This is a genomic window from Gammaproteobacteria bacterium, assembly GCA_022340215.1.
GTDB lineage: Bacteria > Pseudomonadota > Gammaproteobacteria > JAJDOJ01 > JAJDOJ01 > JAJDOJ01.
In genome coordinates, this window is record JAJDOJ010000138.1 from 21,884 (window position 1) to 37,938 (window position 16,055).

Genomic DNA, 16,055 nt, shown 5'->3' on the forward strand with positions numbered 1-16,055 from the left:
CGTCAAGCGCCGGCCTGTACCCGCAATCTGGCCAGTCGGGGGCGGGAACCTATCCAGACACCGCGTACCCCGCCATGCAGGGACGCGTCGCGACCTATCCGCAGCCAAACCCGCCTGCGGGCGCACCGCGATCCGATCTCAATGATCCATACGACGCTGAATTAGTCGGTACTGGTGGCGTAACGCATTCTCAGGCATGGGGAAACGATGATTGGTCGCAACGGCAAGGCGATCAACCACCGATTCCGGGATACGGCGCCTATTCGCCGGATCGTGGCTACAACCCGTGGGTGGGTGCCTCGAGCGGCGGGCGGACAGGCTATACTTCAACTCCCGAATCCCTTGGCTACCCCGCGGAACAGTACGATCCATATGAGGGCCGCAGCCAGGGCAGGGCAGCGCCCGGCGCCGGTTATCCGAGTGCATTACCTCCCGGGAGTTATCCCGGATACGGGACAGGAGGCTTTGTCCCGCATACGGGAACCGGGTTCTATTCACCCGCATATGGTGGCACTGGCAATCCGATGCCGCCGATCTTCCCGCTCTACGGTGCCGGTAGCGGCATGCTTCCCGTCTGGTGACCCCTGCCCTCGCGGCACGCACGCCCGATGGCCAGTCGATCGTAGTCGGCCGGAACGAGGCGTTGGCGGACTCACGCTGCGTAGCCATGACCGGTCGGTTGCGGATCGCGCGTCACGCTTGTTTTGTCCACGTCGAGTCCGACGTATCGAGGCCTCCCATCCAGACGGTCGCCGATTCTGCTAGCGCCGTAGAAGGCGGTCCCCGACGATGATTACCACCATCGCCAGTCTCAAGGGTGGAACCGGCAAGAGCACGGTCAATTTCAATCTGGCGGTGTGGCTGGCGATCAAGGGCCACAAGGTCAGGCTGTTCGATCTCGATCCCCAACTGACGCTGACCGATGTCGTCGAGATTCGCCGCGAGGAAGGCTACACCCCGGATATCGAGCTCGACCACTCCCTACAGGATCTTTCCCCGGGTTCTCTCGAAGGGGTAGAGGCGCTGGTTGACGTCGGGACCTCCGACATGGAGTCGATGCGTCAGGCCCTGGCGATTGCGGACCGCATCGTGGTTCCCGTACCACCGAGTCAGGCGGATGTCTGGTCGACCCAGCGGTTTCTGAAGATGATCCGGGAGATCAGGGGGAGTGGGGGCGCCCAGCCCGAGGTCCTCGGATTCATTAACAGAGCCGACACCCATGTTTTCGTGCGAGAAACCGAGGAAACCGTCGAGGCGCTGGAAATGCTGCCGGGTATTACCCCCCTGAAGGCCAAGCTGCACCAGCGAACGGCATATCGGCGTTCCTTCAGCGAGGGTCTGTCGGTCTTCGAAATGCAGCCGATGAGCAAGGCGGCGAGGGAGATTTACAGCCTCGCCGAGGAGCTTTATGGTAGCGGCTCATCGAAAACCAAGGGAAAGGGAGGTAAAGGGTGATCCGCTGGATACTTAAGCACCTCGTGCTGGTGCTCGTATTGAGTGCCGTGGCCATCGGGCTGTTCAATCTCGATAATCTGCAGGGCTGGTTGCCTGGAACCCTCGACCACGCTACCGAAGGCGGGGAGGCAACCGGCGGACATACGTCCCAGCGGTCCGGTCACTGGCTGCATCCGGTCGCATAATCCTGCGCCTGGTGGGCGGAGCCAGAACTTCGGTTGCGGTTGAGATCCTTCCCAGTTCCCAGGTGTCCGCATGGACTGGGTCCGCCGTCATGGGCCCGCGTGCGGCGGATTTGGCGCGTCTGGGCGCCGGGTTTCATCGCCGTGGGGTGACCGGATACCCGTTGCTGGCCGGAACGTGTATCATTCGCTCGCGTGCCATGACAATGGGTGGGTGCGGTCGTGAGTGACAGGCAGAGGCGGTTCAGGACACCAGTGTCGGGGCAATACATTTCCCTGTGGTCAAGTCCGTTGTCTTCCAGTAGTCCCCTTGCCTGCCACAGTCGGAACGCGAGACCGACTTGGCGCTCGTGGCCCGAGCAAAGAATACGTTCAGGTGAAAACGCTGCACGCTGAACAGCCCATACGAATTCAATATCAACGAAGAGAGGCATCGCGCAATGGGATTTATCAGGAACCTTCTGGCGCTCGTCGGACTGCTGGCGGTCGCGGGTCTGATCTGGGCCTGGGTGCAGTACGGCCACTACGTGCAGAGAATCCGCGAATTCGACGAGGGTGCGGTGGCGGCGTACACGCCGGTCGTCGAAACACTGCTAGAGACGGGCAATGGCGCCGAAGCCATGATCTGGAAGTTCAAGGTGGCGGACGGCCTGACTCCCGAAGACGTGGAGCAGTCCCTGAAAGTGGTCGCGAACGAACTCAATTTCAAGAACGTCGGTGAAGACCTCCCGCTCTATCAGGAAGTGTCCGCCCTGAGTGGCAAGGACTACCGGTTCGTAAAGATCTACATGTTCTGCAATGCCCTGACCGCCGCGAAGATGCTGGATTACAGCGACGCGTTCTCCGCGTTTCTTCCCTGCCGCATCACACTGATCGAGGATCCGGACGGCCAGCTCTGGCTCTATACACTCAACATGGACCTCATGATCTACGGCGGCAAGCCGTTGCCGCCGGAACTGAAGGAAGAGGCGATCAAGGTCAAGGAGATCGTTCGGGAGATCATGGAACGCGGGGCGCAAGGCGACTTCTAGCTTCGAGCCCGGCAGGGAGAGGCGCCCCAGTCCCGGTTGCCTGCGTGGTGTTCATGGAAACCGGGGGGAGTGTGTAGACCCCGGATTGCCCCGGTAGGGTACCGGTTTCCAGCCGCGAAGCTTCGCTACGTCTAATAGCCAACGCACTACAGGCACGATTATGTTTGAAAGAGCGCACAGAAAGATCAAGGATCGCATCGAGAGTCTCCGTGCCCACCTGGCGAACGAGAATCCACTGCTCGTCGGTGTCATCTCGAGCTTTCAGGATCTGGACAAGGTCGGATATGCCACGGGTCTGCTGACGACCCGGGACACCTACGCAAACCGGGTGGCGTGGTGGCCCATGGTATCGATCCTGGGGACCTTTTCCGCCGGCAAGTCGACCTTCATCAACCATTATCTGGGCGCAGACCTGCAGAAGACCGGGAACCAGGCCGTCGACGACAAGTACACCGTCATATGCTTTAGCCCCAACCCCGACTCTCTGCTGCTTCCCGGACTGGCGCTGGACGCCGATCCCCGCTTTCCGTTCTACCAGATCAGTGAGGAGATCGAGAAGGTCGCCAAGGGAGAAGGCGCGCGCGTCGATAGCTACATTCAGTTAAAGACTTGTCCCAATGAAATCGTTCGCGGCAAGATTTTCATCGACTCCCCCGGTTTCGATGCGGATCAGCAGAGAAACTCGACGCTGAGAATCACCGACCACATCATCGACCTGTCCGATCTGGTCCTGGTGTTCTTCGATGCCCGGCATCCGGAACCCGGGGCGATGCGCGATACCCTGGAGCACCTGGTGGCGCGAACCGTGCGCAGGAACGACGCCAGCAAGGTCCTGTTCATCCTGAACCAGATCGACACCGCGGCCCGCGAAGACAACGCCGAGGAGGTCATATCGGCCTGGCAGCGGGCGCTGGCCCATGGGGGACTGGTGAGCGGCCGGTTCTATACCATCTACAACGAAAAGGTGTCGGTCCCGATAGAGAACGAGTCGTTGCGGGATCGCTACCGGCGCAAGCGCGACGCCGACATGGGGGAGATCCACGACAGGATTTCACGGGTCAACGGGGAGCGGGTGTACCGGATCATCGGCACACTCGAGAATACCGCCAACGAAATCGAGCACAGGGTGATGCCCGGTCTGCGGGACGCCATGAGGTCGTGGCGCAAGCGCACACTGCTTCTGGACGCCGTCATCATGCTTCCGTTGCTGGCGTTATTGCTCTGGATCACGATCCGGGCGGGATACTGGCAGGGATTGACCTTCGCTCCGTCCTGGCTGGAGCAGGTCGAATCCCGCGGCGCTGTCGTGGGCCTGCTGATTCTCAAACTGGTCGTTTTGCTCGGGGTGCTGCATCTCAGTATCCGCTATCTGGTGGCACGCCGCATGCGATCGAAACTGCCGGTAAGGGGTATCGCAGGCAATGTGGCAGCGGCCTTCAAGCGGAACACGCGCTGGTGGCGGAGCATCTTCCGCCGGACCCCGATCGGATGGAACCAGTTCACCCGCAAACGCGTGACCGAGGTGAGGGACGGCGCAGATCGTTTTGTGCAGACGCTCAACGAGCAGTTTACGGACCCCTCCGGTGTTGCCACCGGTCAACCGGCAGGCGACGAGCAGGCATCGCCGCAGGGAAGCGGGCAAGGCGACGATCAGCCTCCGGTCCAGCAATCGACTGGTGCGGCAACCTGATGAATCGATCGCCCGGCCAAGCCCATCGCTGGATTTTTTAAGGCGCGGTCTGAACTGGGGCGGGCGTTGGATTTCCAGGTCGAGTAGTGACGAGCGCCGGATGGGTGACCCCGCTGTTCCGCTCCTGAACCTATCTGTCTATCAGGAGATCGCCTAGAACCGGATCGCCCGCCGGCGCAGTGACCGCAGCACGGGAAATATCAGAGGCCAGGCCAGTGCGCTGGATAGCAGGGGTGCCCAGTATAGCGCGGTGCCAGGGGCATGCCCGCTCATTCCTAGCACCCAGTGTGAGATGCCCAGGTAGGGAACGAGCAGCAACGCGACAGTGGCGGCCTGTTGCGCAAGGGGAAAGACCCTGACCCGCTGGTACAGGTGCAGCACGATGTAGACCGTAACGGCGAAACCGAGCGCGTGCTGGCCGAGCAGCGATCCCTGTATCGCATCCATCAGCAGTCCCGTCGACCAGGCAACTCCCACACCGACCGAGGCGGGCAGCGCCATGCTCCAATACATCAGCACGAGCAGCACCCACTCCGGTCGGTACGGGCGAAGCCAGTCCGGCATCGGAACGATGGCGAGTACGATGGCGCCGAGCAGTGTGAGTGCGATCGTGAGCGCTAGTGTGGATGATTGACGCATCCTAGCGAGCCGATCCTTCCGGGTGTCCGATGGGCGGGTTGGGGAGGCGGGCCACACTCGATGCGCCCGGGTTCGCGCTGGTCGCGGCAAGGTTGCGATCCTGCCGGGCGAATCCCGGCGAATCTGGTTTCCACCAGACCAGGAGTACCTCGCGGCTGCGGTCCAGCCGGGCCAGGGGACGGGCAACCACTCGTGCAAAAGCCTCCCCAGGAAGCCGTTCGACCTCGGTGATCTCGGCAACGGGGTAGTCCGACGGGAACCGTCCACCGAGTCCGGAGGTGCTAGCAATGTCGCCGGCCAGGATATCGGTATCCGCCGGGATGTGCGGCAGGAGCAGGCGGTCGGGTTGCCCGGTTCCCACGGCCAGGGTGCGCAGGCCGCTGCGATTGATCTGCACCGGGATTGCATGGCTCGGATCGGAGATCAGTATAGCGGTTGCGCTCACCGAATTGACGTTTGTCACCTGTCCCATGACCCCGTTTGCGTCCAGGATCGGCTGGCCTTCGTAGATGCCCTGCGTCTCGCCCTTGTCGATGATTACCGTTTGACGAAACGGGTCCATGTCGACCGACAGCAGCTCCGCGACGAGGACCCGCTCTCTGTCGAAACGTTCAGCCGATGAGAGCAGGTCGCGAAGACGGTCGTTCTCAGTTTTCAGGGCCTCGAAGCTGAGCAGCCGCCTCTTCAACTGAAGCCGCTCTTCGCGTAATCGTTCGATCTCCGCGATCAGGGAGGCGCGTGAACCGAGCTGGTCGGACGCCCAGTGTGCGGCGGCCGTCGGAAGGTCGACCAGGGTCTGCACGGGATAGGCGATGAGCGTCAGGACTTCGCGCGCGGGCACGAGCACAGTGGTGCGACGATCCAGGGTCATCAGGACGATTGAGGCGATGGCGAGCGCGAGGAAACGCGTCGTGATCCACGGCCCGATGGAGAACAGCGGTTTGATGCAGGGCCTCCCGCGGCATGGTGAACTCGGATGGTGGTCCCTGCCCGAGCGCAGTAGGTTACGATGGGGCCGGGCCTTCGTCAGCTACTAAGGCGATTGCCGGAAAATGGCATACCAGATTGCGCCGGATTTTCGTTCGTCATCAAGGCGCGACATCAGGCGCATAGTCTAACTATGTCACTGTTGTCGCAACACGGAGGACGGACGAAAAGACAAACAGGATGGTATGTCATTTGACAGAAATCGCCTAAGGTTCCTGGAAAGCAACCGAGGGCTTCCCGCCAGATCATTCGATCTGCATGAAGTGATTGCTTTTCTCGTCCATCATCTCCAGGACGCGCCCGCCTCCCCGTGCCACGGAGGTCATTGGGTCCTCGGCGATGACCGCCGGTATCCCGGTCTCTTCGGTAATCAGTCGATCGATGTCGCGCAGCAGCGCGCCGCCCCCAGTCAGCACGATGCCCCGTTCGGCGACGTCCGCGCCAAGCTCCGGGGGGGTCTGTTCCAGCGCCGTCTTGACCGCGCTGACGATTCCGAACAGCGGTTCCTGCAGGGACTCGAGTATCTCGTTGCTGTTGATCGTGAATCCCCGCGGCACGCCTTCGGAGAGATTGCGCCCCTTGACCTCCATCTCGAGTAGGTCCTTGCCCGGATAGGCGGCACCGATCCGGTGCTTGATACGTTCCGAGGATGCCTCACCGATCAGGACCCCGAAGTTTCGGCGCACGTAGTTGACGATGGCGTCGTCGAACTTGTCACCCCCGATCCTGACGGACGCCGAATAGACGATCCCGCTGAGTGAGAGCACCGCGACTTCGGAGGTGCCTCCGCCAATGTCCAGGATCATCGATCCCTGCGCCTCGTTGATAGGGAGACCCGCGCCGATGGCGGCCGCGATGGGCTCCTCGACGAGATAGACGCGCCTCGCGCCCGCGCCGATCGCCGACTCCCGGATTGCCCGGCGCTCGACCTGAGTCGCACCACAGGGTACGCAGATCAGCACACGCGGACTGGGGCGCAGCATCTTGGTCTGGTGCACCTTGCGGATGAAATACTGAAGCATCTTCTCCGTCGTGGTGAAGTCGGCGATGACGCCGTCCTTCATCGGACGGATGGCCGTGATGGTCTCGGGTGTGCGCCCGAGCATGGCCTTGGCGTCCTTGCCCACTGCCTCGATGGATTTCGGGCCACCGTCGCGGTCCTGCCTGACCGCGACGACCGAGGGTTCGTCGAGGACGATCCCCTTTCCCCTCATGTAGATCAGGGTATTGGCGGTACCGAGATCAATAGATAGGTCGTTGGAAAAGATTCCCGTGAGGCGGCGCAGCATTGGCGGAACCCTGGTAGCGTACGGGTTATGATTCTTATCGTGTGCCTATTTTGGAATCGTACTCTAGCAGCGGCCCTGGCTTTGGGCAAGGCGACCGGATATGTTACTGTCCGGTGCCCTGGAAACGAGTCGGGACAGCATACCTTACGGAGAGGTTTCATGGCCCTGAGCCCTGAAGACGTCAGGAAAATCGCGGAGTTGGCCAGACTCTCCGTCGACGAGGAGGAGATCCCGGGATACGTGCGCAGCCTGTCCGACATCCTGGATTTCGTCAGGCAGATGAACGACGTGGACACACAGGGTGTGACGCCAATGGCGCACCCGCTGCCCATGTCGCAGCCATTGCGCCCGGATGTGGTGACCGAAGAGAACCAGCGGGATGCGTTTCAGGCCATCTCGCCCCGGGTGGAAAGGGGCCATTTCCTGGTCCCCAGGGTTATCGAATAGCAGGGTGGAAACCGTCTGCGCCGGCCCGCCGGCTGGCCATTGCGCGGCATTCACCTACAACGGAATTCCTCCAGGCACAGGAAATCAAGATCGATGCACGAGTTGTCGATTGCCCAGATCGGTGAGCGGCTGCGGTCCGGAGAAATCTCCAGCCAGCGGCTTACCCGACAATTCCTCGATCGCATCGAGGCGCTCGATGCGCAGCTGAACAGCCTGATCACGGTTACGGCGGATTCCGCGCTGGAACAGGCGCGGCGCGCGGACGAGCGCCTGAGCGCCGGTGACGCGGGTCCCCTGACAGGTGTGCCGATCGTCCACAAGGACATCTTCTGCAGCCGCGGTGTGCGGACCTCCTGCGGTTCGCGCATGCTGGACAACTTCATCTCTCCCTACGATGCGACCGTAGTGGAACGGTTCGACCGGGCAGGGGCGGTATGCCTGGGCAAGGCCAATATGGACGAGTTCGCCATGGGCTCCTCCAACGAGACCAGCTACTACGGTCCCGTGAGAAACCCGTGGGACGTCGAGCGCGTTCCAGGTGGATCTTCGGGCGGGTCCGCAGCATCGGTCGCGGCACGGTTGGCGGCAGGCGCGACGGGCACCGATACAGGGGGATCGATCCGTCAGCCGGCCGCGCTCTGCGGCATCACCGGGCTGAAGCCGACCTATGGGCGGGTGTCGCGCTGGGGGATGATCGCATTTGCCTCCAGCCTGGACCAGGGTGGCCCGCTGGCCCGTTCGGCCGAGGACTGCGCCCTGATGCTCTCCGTCATGGCGGGCCACGACGCGAGGGATTCCACCAGCGTGCGGCGCGAGGTCCCGGACTACCGCGCTGGTCTGCAGAGGCCGCTTGCGGGACTCAGGATCGGGTTGCCCCGGGAGTATTTCGCTGAAGGCATCGATTCGGCGGTCGTGGAAACGATCTTTACCGCACTGGAGGTCATCAAGGGGCTGGGCGCCGAAGTCGTCGACATCAGCCTGCCGAACGCACCACTTGCCGTGCCGGCCTACTACGTCGTGGCACCGGCCGAGTGCTCGTCCAACCTGGCCCGGTTCGACGGTGTGCGGTACGGCTACCGCTGCGAGGATCCACGCGATCTGCACGACCTGTATGTGCGCAGCCGGAGCGACGGATTCGGCGACGAGGTCAAGCGCCGCATCATGATCGGCACCTACGCGCTGTCCAGCGGTTACTACGACGCCTACTACCTCAAGGCGCAGCAGATCCGCAGACTGATCAGCGACGACTTCGAGAGGGCCTTTGAGACGGTCGACGTGATCGCCAGTCCCACCTCGCCCACGACGGCCTTCCGCCTTGGCGAGCGCGTGGACGATCCCATCACGATGTATCTCTCGGACGTCAATACCATCGCCGCGAACCTGGCGGGACTGCCGGCGGTGTCGATGCCGGCAGGATTTTCCGATCGCCTTCCCGTCGGGATGCAGATGATCGGGAATTATTTCGCCGAAGCGATGCTGCTGGGCGTGGCGCACCAGTACCAGCAGCACACCGACTGGCACTTCAAGGTGCCGCCCGGGTTTGAATAGCTTTTTGGTGAGGTCCGCTTCGCTTGACCCACCCTCGTTGGCGAGTCTCAAATTGGTAGGCCGGATCAAGCGCAGCGGATCCGGCATCATTTCAATACAGCCTTTCGGAATCTGGAAAGATGCAATGGGAACCTGTCATCGGTCTTGAAGTCCACGCGCAGCTGGCCACGCGCAGCAAGATCTTCTCCGGTGCCGCGACGGCTTACGGTGCGGAACCGAATACCCAGGCCTGCGCCATCGATCTCGGCTATCCGGGGGTATTGCCCGTACTGAACGAAGGCGTCGTTCAGATGGCCATCCGCTTCGGTCTGGCGATCGGTGCCGAGATCGCGCCGCGCTCGGTGTTCGCGCGCAAGAACTACTTCTATCCCGATCTGCCCAAGGGCTACCAGATCAGTCAGTACGAACTGCCCGTCGTCAGGGGCGGACGGTTGAGCGTCCAGGTTGACGCCGAGACCGCCGGGATCGGCATCACCCGGGCACATCTCGAGGAGGACGCCGGCAAATCGCTGCACGAGGATTTCGAGGGCTTGACCGGCATCGACCTCAATCGCGCCGGGACACCGCTGCTCGAGATCGTCTCCGAACCCGATATCCGCTCCCCCGCCCAGGCTGTGGCCTACCTGAAGAAGCTGCATGCGCTGGTGCGCTACCTCGACATCTGCGACGGCAACATGCAGGAGGGCTCGTTCCGCTGCGACGCCAACGTCTCCGTGCGCCCGCGCGGCCGGGAGGCGTTCGGTACCCGGACCGAGATCAAGAACCTGAACTCATTCCGATTCGTGGAGCGCGCTATTCAGTACGAGATCGAGCGCCAGATCGACGTGCTGGAAATGGGTGGGGAGGTCATTCAGGAAACGCGCCTCTACGACGCCGACGCCGACGAGACCCGGCCCATGCGGTCCAAAGAAGAGGCGAACGACTACCGTTACTTCCCGGACCCAGACCTTCTACCGCTCGAGATCACCGGGGAGACCGTCGAGGCGGTGCGCGTGACCCTGCCGGAACTGCCGGATGCGAAGCGCGAGCGATTCATCCGGGAATACGGTTTGAAGGAATACGACGCGGACCTGCTGACCGGTGCGCGCGAGACCGCGGAATATTTCGAGACCGTGGTGCAGCACGCGGGCGGAGATGCGAAACTCGCTGCCAACTGGGTGAACGGGGATCTGGCCGCGGCGCTCAACCGAGACGCAAGGGGTATCGCGGACAGCCCCGTCTCCGGTGAACGTCTCGGCGGGCTCCTCGCAAGGATCGGTGACGGGACCATCTCCGGGAAACTCGCCAAGGGCGTTTTCGAGGAGATGTGGACCGGTAACGCCTCGGCCGACGAGATCATCGAGCGCAAGGGGCTGAAACAGATCACCGACAGTTCCGCCATCGAGGCGATGATCGACGAGGTGATCGCCGCCAGTCCCACCCAGGTGGCGCAGTACCGCTCGGGCAAGACCAAGGTGCTCGGTTACTTCGTGGGTCAGGTGATGAAGGCGTCCCGCGGCAAGGCCAGCCCGGCCCAGGTCAATAAGATCCTGAAGAACAAGCTGGGTTCGTCTTGAGCCCGGGACCGGCTGGGCCCGGGCACAAGACAGTGGATGGCCGATTCTTCGTTCCCGCGGCTGGGGGGAATATCCTCAGGCAAATCGTTTCTGATGGCGCATAGCCAGAAACCCAAGTGAAAACGCTTGTCGTCTACGCGCATCCCAACCCGAGAAGCTTCAATCATGCGCTCTTCCAGACGCTGGTCGTTGGTCTGCGCGAGGCGGGGCACGAGGTCCGAGTGCGCGACCTTTACGGGGAAGGTTTCGACCCCGTACTTAGTGCGGCGGATCTGGCCGACGCGAGTGCAGGAAAGGGCCCCGGCGAAGACGTGCGGCGGGAACAGGAATCCATCGTCTGGGCCGAGGCTCTGGTGTTCGTCTATCCGCTCTGGTGGTTCGATCGGCCGGCCCTGCTGAAGGGCTGGTTCGACCGCGTGTTTACCAACGGGTTCGCGTTTCGATATACGCCGAAGGGCATGGAAGGCCTGCTCCGGCACCACAAGGCCATGGTGATCGTGACGACCGGTGGTACGGTCCATGATTTCAATGTGATCGGCGTACGCGATCAGATCCTCCGGCCTACGACGGACGGGACCCTGCGGTTCTGCGGGATCCATCGCATCGTCGACAAGATCTTCTTCGCCGTACCGCTGGCCAGCGAAGAACAACGCCGCGCCATACTGGAACAGGTCAGGGAACTGGCGAGGACGTTCTGAGTTCGCCCCGGGGCCAGCGTCCCTCGGTCACCCGGTCATGGCCGGCCGGGTCCTTCAGCGTGCCCACCCCGGAAAAACCCCGTTCCACGAAAAGCGCCCTGACGGCGTCGCCCTGGGTCGCGCCGTGCTCGAGCAGCAGCCAGCCGCCGGCGAGGTAGTCCGGGGCCTGACTCACGATCCGGCGGATGTCACGCAGCCCGTCCCCGCCACTCACCAGCGCCTGTCGGGGTTCGTACTTCAAGGATTCGAGATGGGGGTCGCCGGCCTCGACGTAGGGCGGATTTCCGACGACGAGATCGAATCGTTCGCCCGCGACGGCACCGAACCAGTCGCCCTGTTTCAGGTTGACGTTGATCGCACCAAGCCGTTTCATATTGTCATTCGCGGTCCGAAGTGTTTCTGCATCCACGTCGGTGGCCGTGATCTTCCAGTCGGGTCGCTCGATGGCCAGGGCCAGGGCGATCGCACCCGAACCGGTACCGAGATCGAGGACACGGGCTCGTCCGCCAGGTTCCCGAGCCAGGGTACGTTCCACCAGAAGCTCGGTCTCCGGGCGCGGGATCAGTACGCCGGGGCCGACGGCCAGTGTCAGCGACCAGAATTCCCTGCGCCCCAGCAGGTAGGCAATCGGCTCGCCACGGCGGCGGCGCAGAATCAGCTGCTCGAAGCGCTCGCGCTGCGCGGCGGTGGGGATACGGTCGGAATGGGCGTAGAGCAATGTCCGGTCTCCGCCGGCCGCCTCCGACAGCAGCAGTTCCGCATCGAGTCGTGCCGAGCCGCTGCATTGCTCCAGGATCCTGGACGCTTCGCGCAGGAGGTCACCCAGGGTGTCACGGCATCGGTCGCCCGGTTCGGCCAAACCAGCGCGCGGAGCCTGGTCAAGGTTGTTGCGAATCATGGCCTGCCCGACCGGCGCCCGTCGGTGGGCGACGCCTTCACGGTTCGTTGAGCATGGCAAGCTGATCCGCCTGGTATTCGCTGATCAGCGGGTCGATGACCTGGTTCAATGAGCCCTGCATGACCTCGTCCAGCTTGTAGAGGGTCAGATTGATCCGGTGGTCGGTGACGCGTCCCTGCGGGAAGTTATAGGTGCGGATCCGCTCGGAGCGGTCGCCGCTGCCGACCAGGTTACGTCTCGCCTCGGCCTCCTCCTCGCGCTGCCTGCGGTGTTCGGCGTCCAGCAGGCGGGCTTTCAACAGCGACATGGCCCTGGCGCGGTTCTTATGCTGTGAGCGCTCGTCCTGGCACTCGACCACGATGCCGCTCGGCAGGTGGGTCAGGCGCACCGCCGAATCCGTCTTGTTCACGTGCTGGCCGCCTGCCCCGGAGGCCCGGTAGGTGTCGACCCGCAGCTCGGAGGCGTCGATCTCGATCTCCCCGATCTCGTCGGATTCGGGAATCACGGCCACCGTTGCCGCGGAGGTATGGATCCGGCCCTGCGACTCCGTCTCGGGAACGCGCTGCACGCGATGCGCACCGGACTCGAACTTGAGCCGCGAGTAGACGCCCTGGCCGACGATGCGTGTGATGATCTCCTTGTAGCCGCCGTGTTCACCCGGATTCTCGCTGAGGATCTCGGTCTTCCAGCCCTTCTGTTCGGCGTACCGGAGGTACATCCGCAGCAGATTCCCCGCGAAGATCGCGGCTTCGTCCCCGCCGGTTCCGGCACGTATCTCGAGAAACACATTGCTCATGTCGTTCGGATCCACCGGCAGCAGCAGTGTCTGCAGGACCTGTTCCTGTTCTCGAACCTCCCTGGTCAGGCGCTCCATCTCGTCCCGCGCCATGTTGCGTAGCTCCTCGTCGGGTTCCTGCAGCATTTCCCCGGATTCGGCCAGTTCGTCCCGGAATCTGCGCCAGGCGCTGAATTCCGATACCACCGGTTCGAGCTGTGCGTACTCCATCGATAACGTCCGAAACCGTTCCTGGTCCGAGATGATCTCGGGATCGGCCAGCAGTGCCGCGATCTCCTCGTGGCGATCGATCAGGTCCTCGAGCTTTCTTTGTATCGATTCCTTCATGCCGGTTTCCGCCTATTTCATGTTGTCCGGCAGGTTGAGGATGACGCGGGCCGCCTCGAGGAGTTCAGTTCTGCCGTCGCGCCCCGCCTCGTGCAGGGCGTGTGTGGCGTCATGGGTGAGGCGGTTGGTGAGTGAATGGGCCAGGTATCTCAAGACTTCCTCCGGGGGCTTGCCCTGTCCGAGCATCGAGGTTGCCCGGCCCAGGATCTCGCGGCGGTGATCATCCGCCCGACCCCGGTAGGTGATGATGGCGCAGACCGCGTCCTGGGCGCGCAGCCAGGCCATGAATTCCTCGGCGCGCGTGAGGACGATCTCGTCCGCCTGGCCTGCGGCTTCGCGTCGGGACTGCATGTTCTCGTCGATGACCTCCCGCAGATCATCGACCGTATACAGGTAAGCATCCGGCAGATCGCCGACCTCGGGTTCTATGTCCCGGGGAACCGCGATGTCGACCAGGAAGATCGGCCGGTGTCGACGCAGCTTGAGACTCCGCTCTACCAGACCCTTGCCGAGCAGTGGCAGCGGGCTCGCCGTGGACGATACGACGATGTCGGCTTGTGGCAGGACATCCGGAATACGGGGAATCGAAATCGCCTCGCCTTCGTAGGTCCGGGCGAGCGCCTCGGCGCGTTCGACGCTGCGATTGGCTACGATGACGCGTTCGATGCCACAGGAGGCCAGGTGGCGCGCAGCCAGTTCGATGGTTTCCCCGGCACCGATCAACAATACCGTCTTGTCGCTGAGGTTTCCGAATATCTGCCTCGCCAGGCTGACCGCGGCGAAGGCGACGGACACCGGGCTGTTACCGATCGAGGTATCCGTCCTCACCTGCTTGGCCACGGAGAACGCGTTCTGGAACAGTCGACCCAGGTGGCGCCCGATGGTACCGGCCCTCGAGGCCTCGCGGTAGGCGCTCTTGAGCTGGCCGAGGATCTGGGGTTCGCCGAGCACCATCGAATCCAGGCCGCAGGCGACGCGAAAGGCGTGCTGCACGGCGGACCGGTGACTGTATCGGTACAGAAACGGTTCGATCTCAGGCGTGCTGAAACGGTGGTAGTCGCTCAGCCAGTCCAGCACCTGGTTGTCCCCCTGATTTTCCTCGAGGTTGCAGTAGACCTCGGTTCGGTTGCAGGTGGACAGGATGGCCGCTTCGTTGACGCCGCTGACGCGCACCAGATCGTTGAGCGCCACCGGGACCTGCTGCGGGCTGAATATGACCCGTTCGCGCAAGGCGACCGGTGCCGTTGTGTGATTCAGACCAAGGGTATAGATCATGTCGGGGTCGGGCTGGCGAGTGCGTTACCTGGCGTCCTTGTCTCAGCTACGCCAGGCAGCATCGCCGCAGACGGGAACCCAGCCGCCGCGAAGCCCGGGTAACCGGGTCGATAGCGCGGCGTTCGGGACCGAGCCGAACAGGCTGCGGCGAACCCGTCGTATGGTTGTCATGCCCTTCGGCCTTCGCGCACCGGCTGAAAGCTTACGGAAAACTATTTGACGAGCTGTTGTCATAATTATACAGGGTGCAGTCAATTAGGGTTAAAATCGGATATTTGGTAGTTTGCCTGCTTCGGTACTGCTCTATCCTATAATTTTCGAGCACTTATCCTCTAGCCTGCTCTGACCTGCTCCTCATTAGGGTCACTTTTTTGGCCCGTTATGGCCCATTTATGGCCCAATTTTTCCGGTACGTGCATTCGAGGCTGGTTAAGCTCGCACGTGCGGCCAGGTGATGTCGGTGCGTGGGTGGAAGGCACGGGTCGTGACTGCACAGCCAATCTGATGGCATTGGTGTTTTGTCAGAGCAAGCTGTGTTCGGTCAGTGGCCAATCCCTTGGTGTCCGCGTGAGGAGATCGGGCGACGTAGCGGGCCGCAGTCGGCAATGTCGGCTCGTAGCCGACTCCAGCCGAATCCAGAAGTTTAGACAGCGCTACTATTAGAAATTGCTAAAGGGCGGAAACCGACCCGAAGCGGCCGCGGGCATCCAATTGGAGAGTGTCTGCAGAGAGTTGCTGAGCGGTCCTTCAGTTGGAAGTACTGCGCCCCTTTCACCCGTGTTCCGAGCAACGGACAGGTGGTTCTGCGACATCAGGATAACTGAAGCAGCGGACAGGCTTAACGCGGGATAACACGCCGCTGGTATACTATCCCGCAGATACGGCTTGGCGCTGTGCCTGCTTACAGGTATAACCAGGGCATTGTAGGTTATTCGGAAACCATAGAATTGCTCGTTACCGGCAATAAGAATTGAGTAAAGTCCATAGATTATCCTGATTTCCTACGCGTCTAATCAATATTGTTATTTATGTCTACATACACGCTTATGTATCTGACCAGACTACGAAAAATAGTAACGAAGAATAATGACAAAGACCTATTTCCATGTATTGAAGATTTGGTCAAGAACGGACTCAATCCGGTTAATTTTTCTAATGAAGGTAGCATCCCTTCACGTCAGGATATAACTCAGTACATAGCCTCTTGGTTCAAATATATAGGACTATCCGCAGATGA

General features: G+C 62.0%; 15 protein-coding genes. 9 read left to right on the forward strand and 6 right to left on the reverse strand.

The window, feature by feature from the left end:
• Positions 1–789 precede the first annotated feature (789 nt).
• From LJE91_09900 to LJE91_09915, 4 genes are all read left to right on the forward strand, one after another.
• Entirely contained in the window at positions 790–1,455 is a 666-nt protein-coding gene (locus LJE91_09900) for an AAA family ATPase (protein MCG6869015.1), read from the forward strand.
• The gene (locus LJE91_09905) at positions 1,452–1,640 is read left to right on the forward strand and encodes a hypothetical protein (protein ID MCG6869016.1); all 189 of its coding nucleotides are present in this window, start codon (positions 1,452–1,454) and stop codon (positions 1,638–1,640) included. The genes LJE91_09900 and LJE91_09905 overlap by 4 nt, the downstream gene beginning before the upstream one ends.
• Before the next feature lie 437 nt (positions 1,641–2,077).
• Complete coding sequence (locus LJE91_09910) at positions 2,078–2,668, forward strand: DUF302 domain-containing protein (protein ID MCG6869017.1); 591 nt, start codon at positions 2,078–2,080, stop codon at positions 2,666–2,668.
• A 160-nt stretch (positions 2,669–2,828) separates the two neighbouring features.
• Positions 2,829–4,358, forward strand: coding sequence for a dynamin family protein (locus LJE91_09915; GenBank protein MCG6869018.1), 1,530 nt, complete (start codon positions 2,829–2,831; stop codon positions 4,356–4,358).
• A gap of 153 nt (positions 4,359–4,511) precedes the next feature.
• Here LJE91_09915 and mreD read toward each other — a convergent pair whose 3' ends face one another.
• Entirely contained in the window at positions 4,512–4,997 is a 486-nt protein-coding gene (gene mreD, locus LJE91_09920; GenBank protein MCG6869019.1) for a rod shape-determining protein MreD, read from the reverse strand.
• 1 nt (position 4,998) lies between these two features.
• Positions 4,999–5,934 (reverse strand): rod shape-determining protein MreC, encoded by a 936-nt coding sequence (gene mreC, locus LJE91_09925; GenBank protein ID MCG6869020.1) that lies wholly within the window; start codon positions 5,932–5,934, stop codon positions 4,999–5,001.
• On the opposite strand from mreC, the gene LJE91_09930 reads away from it, so the two are divergent.
• Positions 5,885–6,034, forward strand: coding sequence for a hypothetical protein (locus tag LJE91_09930; protein ID MCG6869021.1), 150 nt, complete (start codon positions 5,885–5,887; stop codon positions 6,032–6,034). The genes mreC and LJE91_09930 overlap by 50 nt on opposite strands.
• A 195-nt stretch (positions 6,035–6,229) precedes the next feature.
• On the opposite strand, the gene LJE91_09935 is transcribed toward LJE91_09930, so the two are convergent.
• On the reverse strand, positions 6,230–7,273 hold the full coding sequence (locus LJE91_09935; GenBank protein MCG6869022.1) for a rod shape-determining protein: 1,044 nt from the start codon (positions 7,271–7,273) through the stop codon (positions 6,230–6,232).
• A 159-nt stretch (positions 7,274–7,432) separates the two neighbouring features.
• Here LJE91_09935 and gatC point away from each other — a divergent pair, with 159 nt between their 5' ends.
• The 4 genes from gatC to LJE91_09955 all read left to right on the forward strand — a co-directional run bounded on the left by gatC (position 7,433) and on the right by LJE91_09955 (position 11,522).
• Complete coding sequence (gene gatC, locus LJE91_09940) at positions 7,433–7,720, forward strand: Asp-tRNA(Asn)/Glu-tRNA(Gln) amidotransferase subunit GatC (protein ID MCG6869023.1); 288 nt, start codon at positions 7,433–7,435, stop codon at positions 7,718–7,720.
• A gap of 93 nt (positions 7,721–7,813) precedes the next feature.
• Complete coding sequence (gene gatA, locus LJE91_09945) at positions 7,814–9,268, forward strand: Asp-tRNA(Asn)/Glu-tRNA(Gln) amidotransferase subunit GatA (GenBank protein ID MCG6869024.1); 1,455 nt, start codon at positions 7,814–7,816, stop codon at positions 9,266–9,268.
• A gap of 119 nt (positions 9,269–9,387) precedes the next feature.
• Positions 9,388–10,824, forward strand: a complete 1,437-nt coding sequence (gene gatB / locus LJE91_09950; GenBank protein ID MCG6869025.1) for an Asp-tRNA(Asn)/Glu-tRNA(Gln) amidotransferase subunit GatB — start codon at positions 9,388–9,390, stop codon at positions 10,822–10,824.
• A 116-nt stretch (positions 10,825–10,940) separates the two neighbouring features.
• A complete protein-coding gene (locus LJE91_09955; protein ID MCG6869026.1) occupies positions 10,941–11,522 on the forward strand; it encodes an NAD(P)H-dependent oxidoreductase in 582 nt (193 codons plus the stop codon).
• On the opposite strand, the gene prmC is transcribed toward LJE91_09955, so the two are convergent.
• From prmC to hemA, 3 genes are read right to left on the reverse strand one after another with little or no spacing between them, the layout of a single operon-like run.
• A complete protein-coding gene (gene prmC / locus LJE91_09960) occupies positions 11,497–12,420 on the reverse strand; it encodes a peptide chain release factor N(5)-glutamine methyltransferase (protein MCG6869027.1) in 924 nt (307 codons plus the stop codon). The two genes, LJE91_09955 and prmC, sit on opposite strands and share 26 nt — an antisense overlap.
• 37 nt (positions 12,421–12,457) lie before the next feature.
• Entirely contained in the window at positions 12,458–13,543 is a 1,086-nt protein-coding gene (gene prfA, locus LJE91_09965; GenBank protein MCG6869028.1) for a peptide chain release factor 1, read from the reverse strand.
• A gap of 12 nt (positions 13,544–13,555) precedes the next feature.
• On the reverse strand, positions 13,556–14,818 hold the full coding sequence (hemA, locus tag LJE91_09970; protein ID MCG6869029.1) for a glutamyl-tRNA reductase: 1,263 nt from the start codon (positions 14,816–14,818) through the stop codon (positions 13,556–13,558).
• Positions 14,819–16,055: the final 1,237 nt, after the last annotated feature.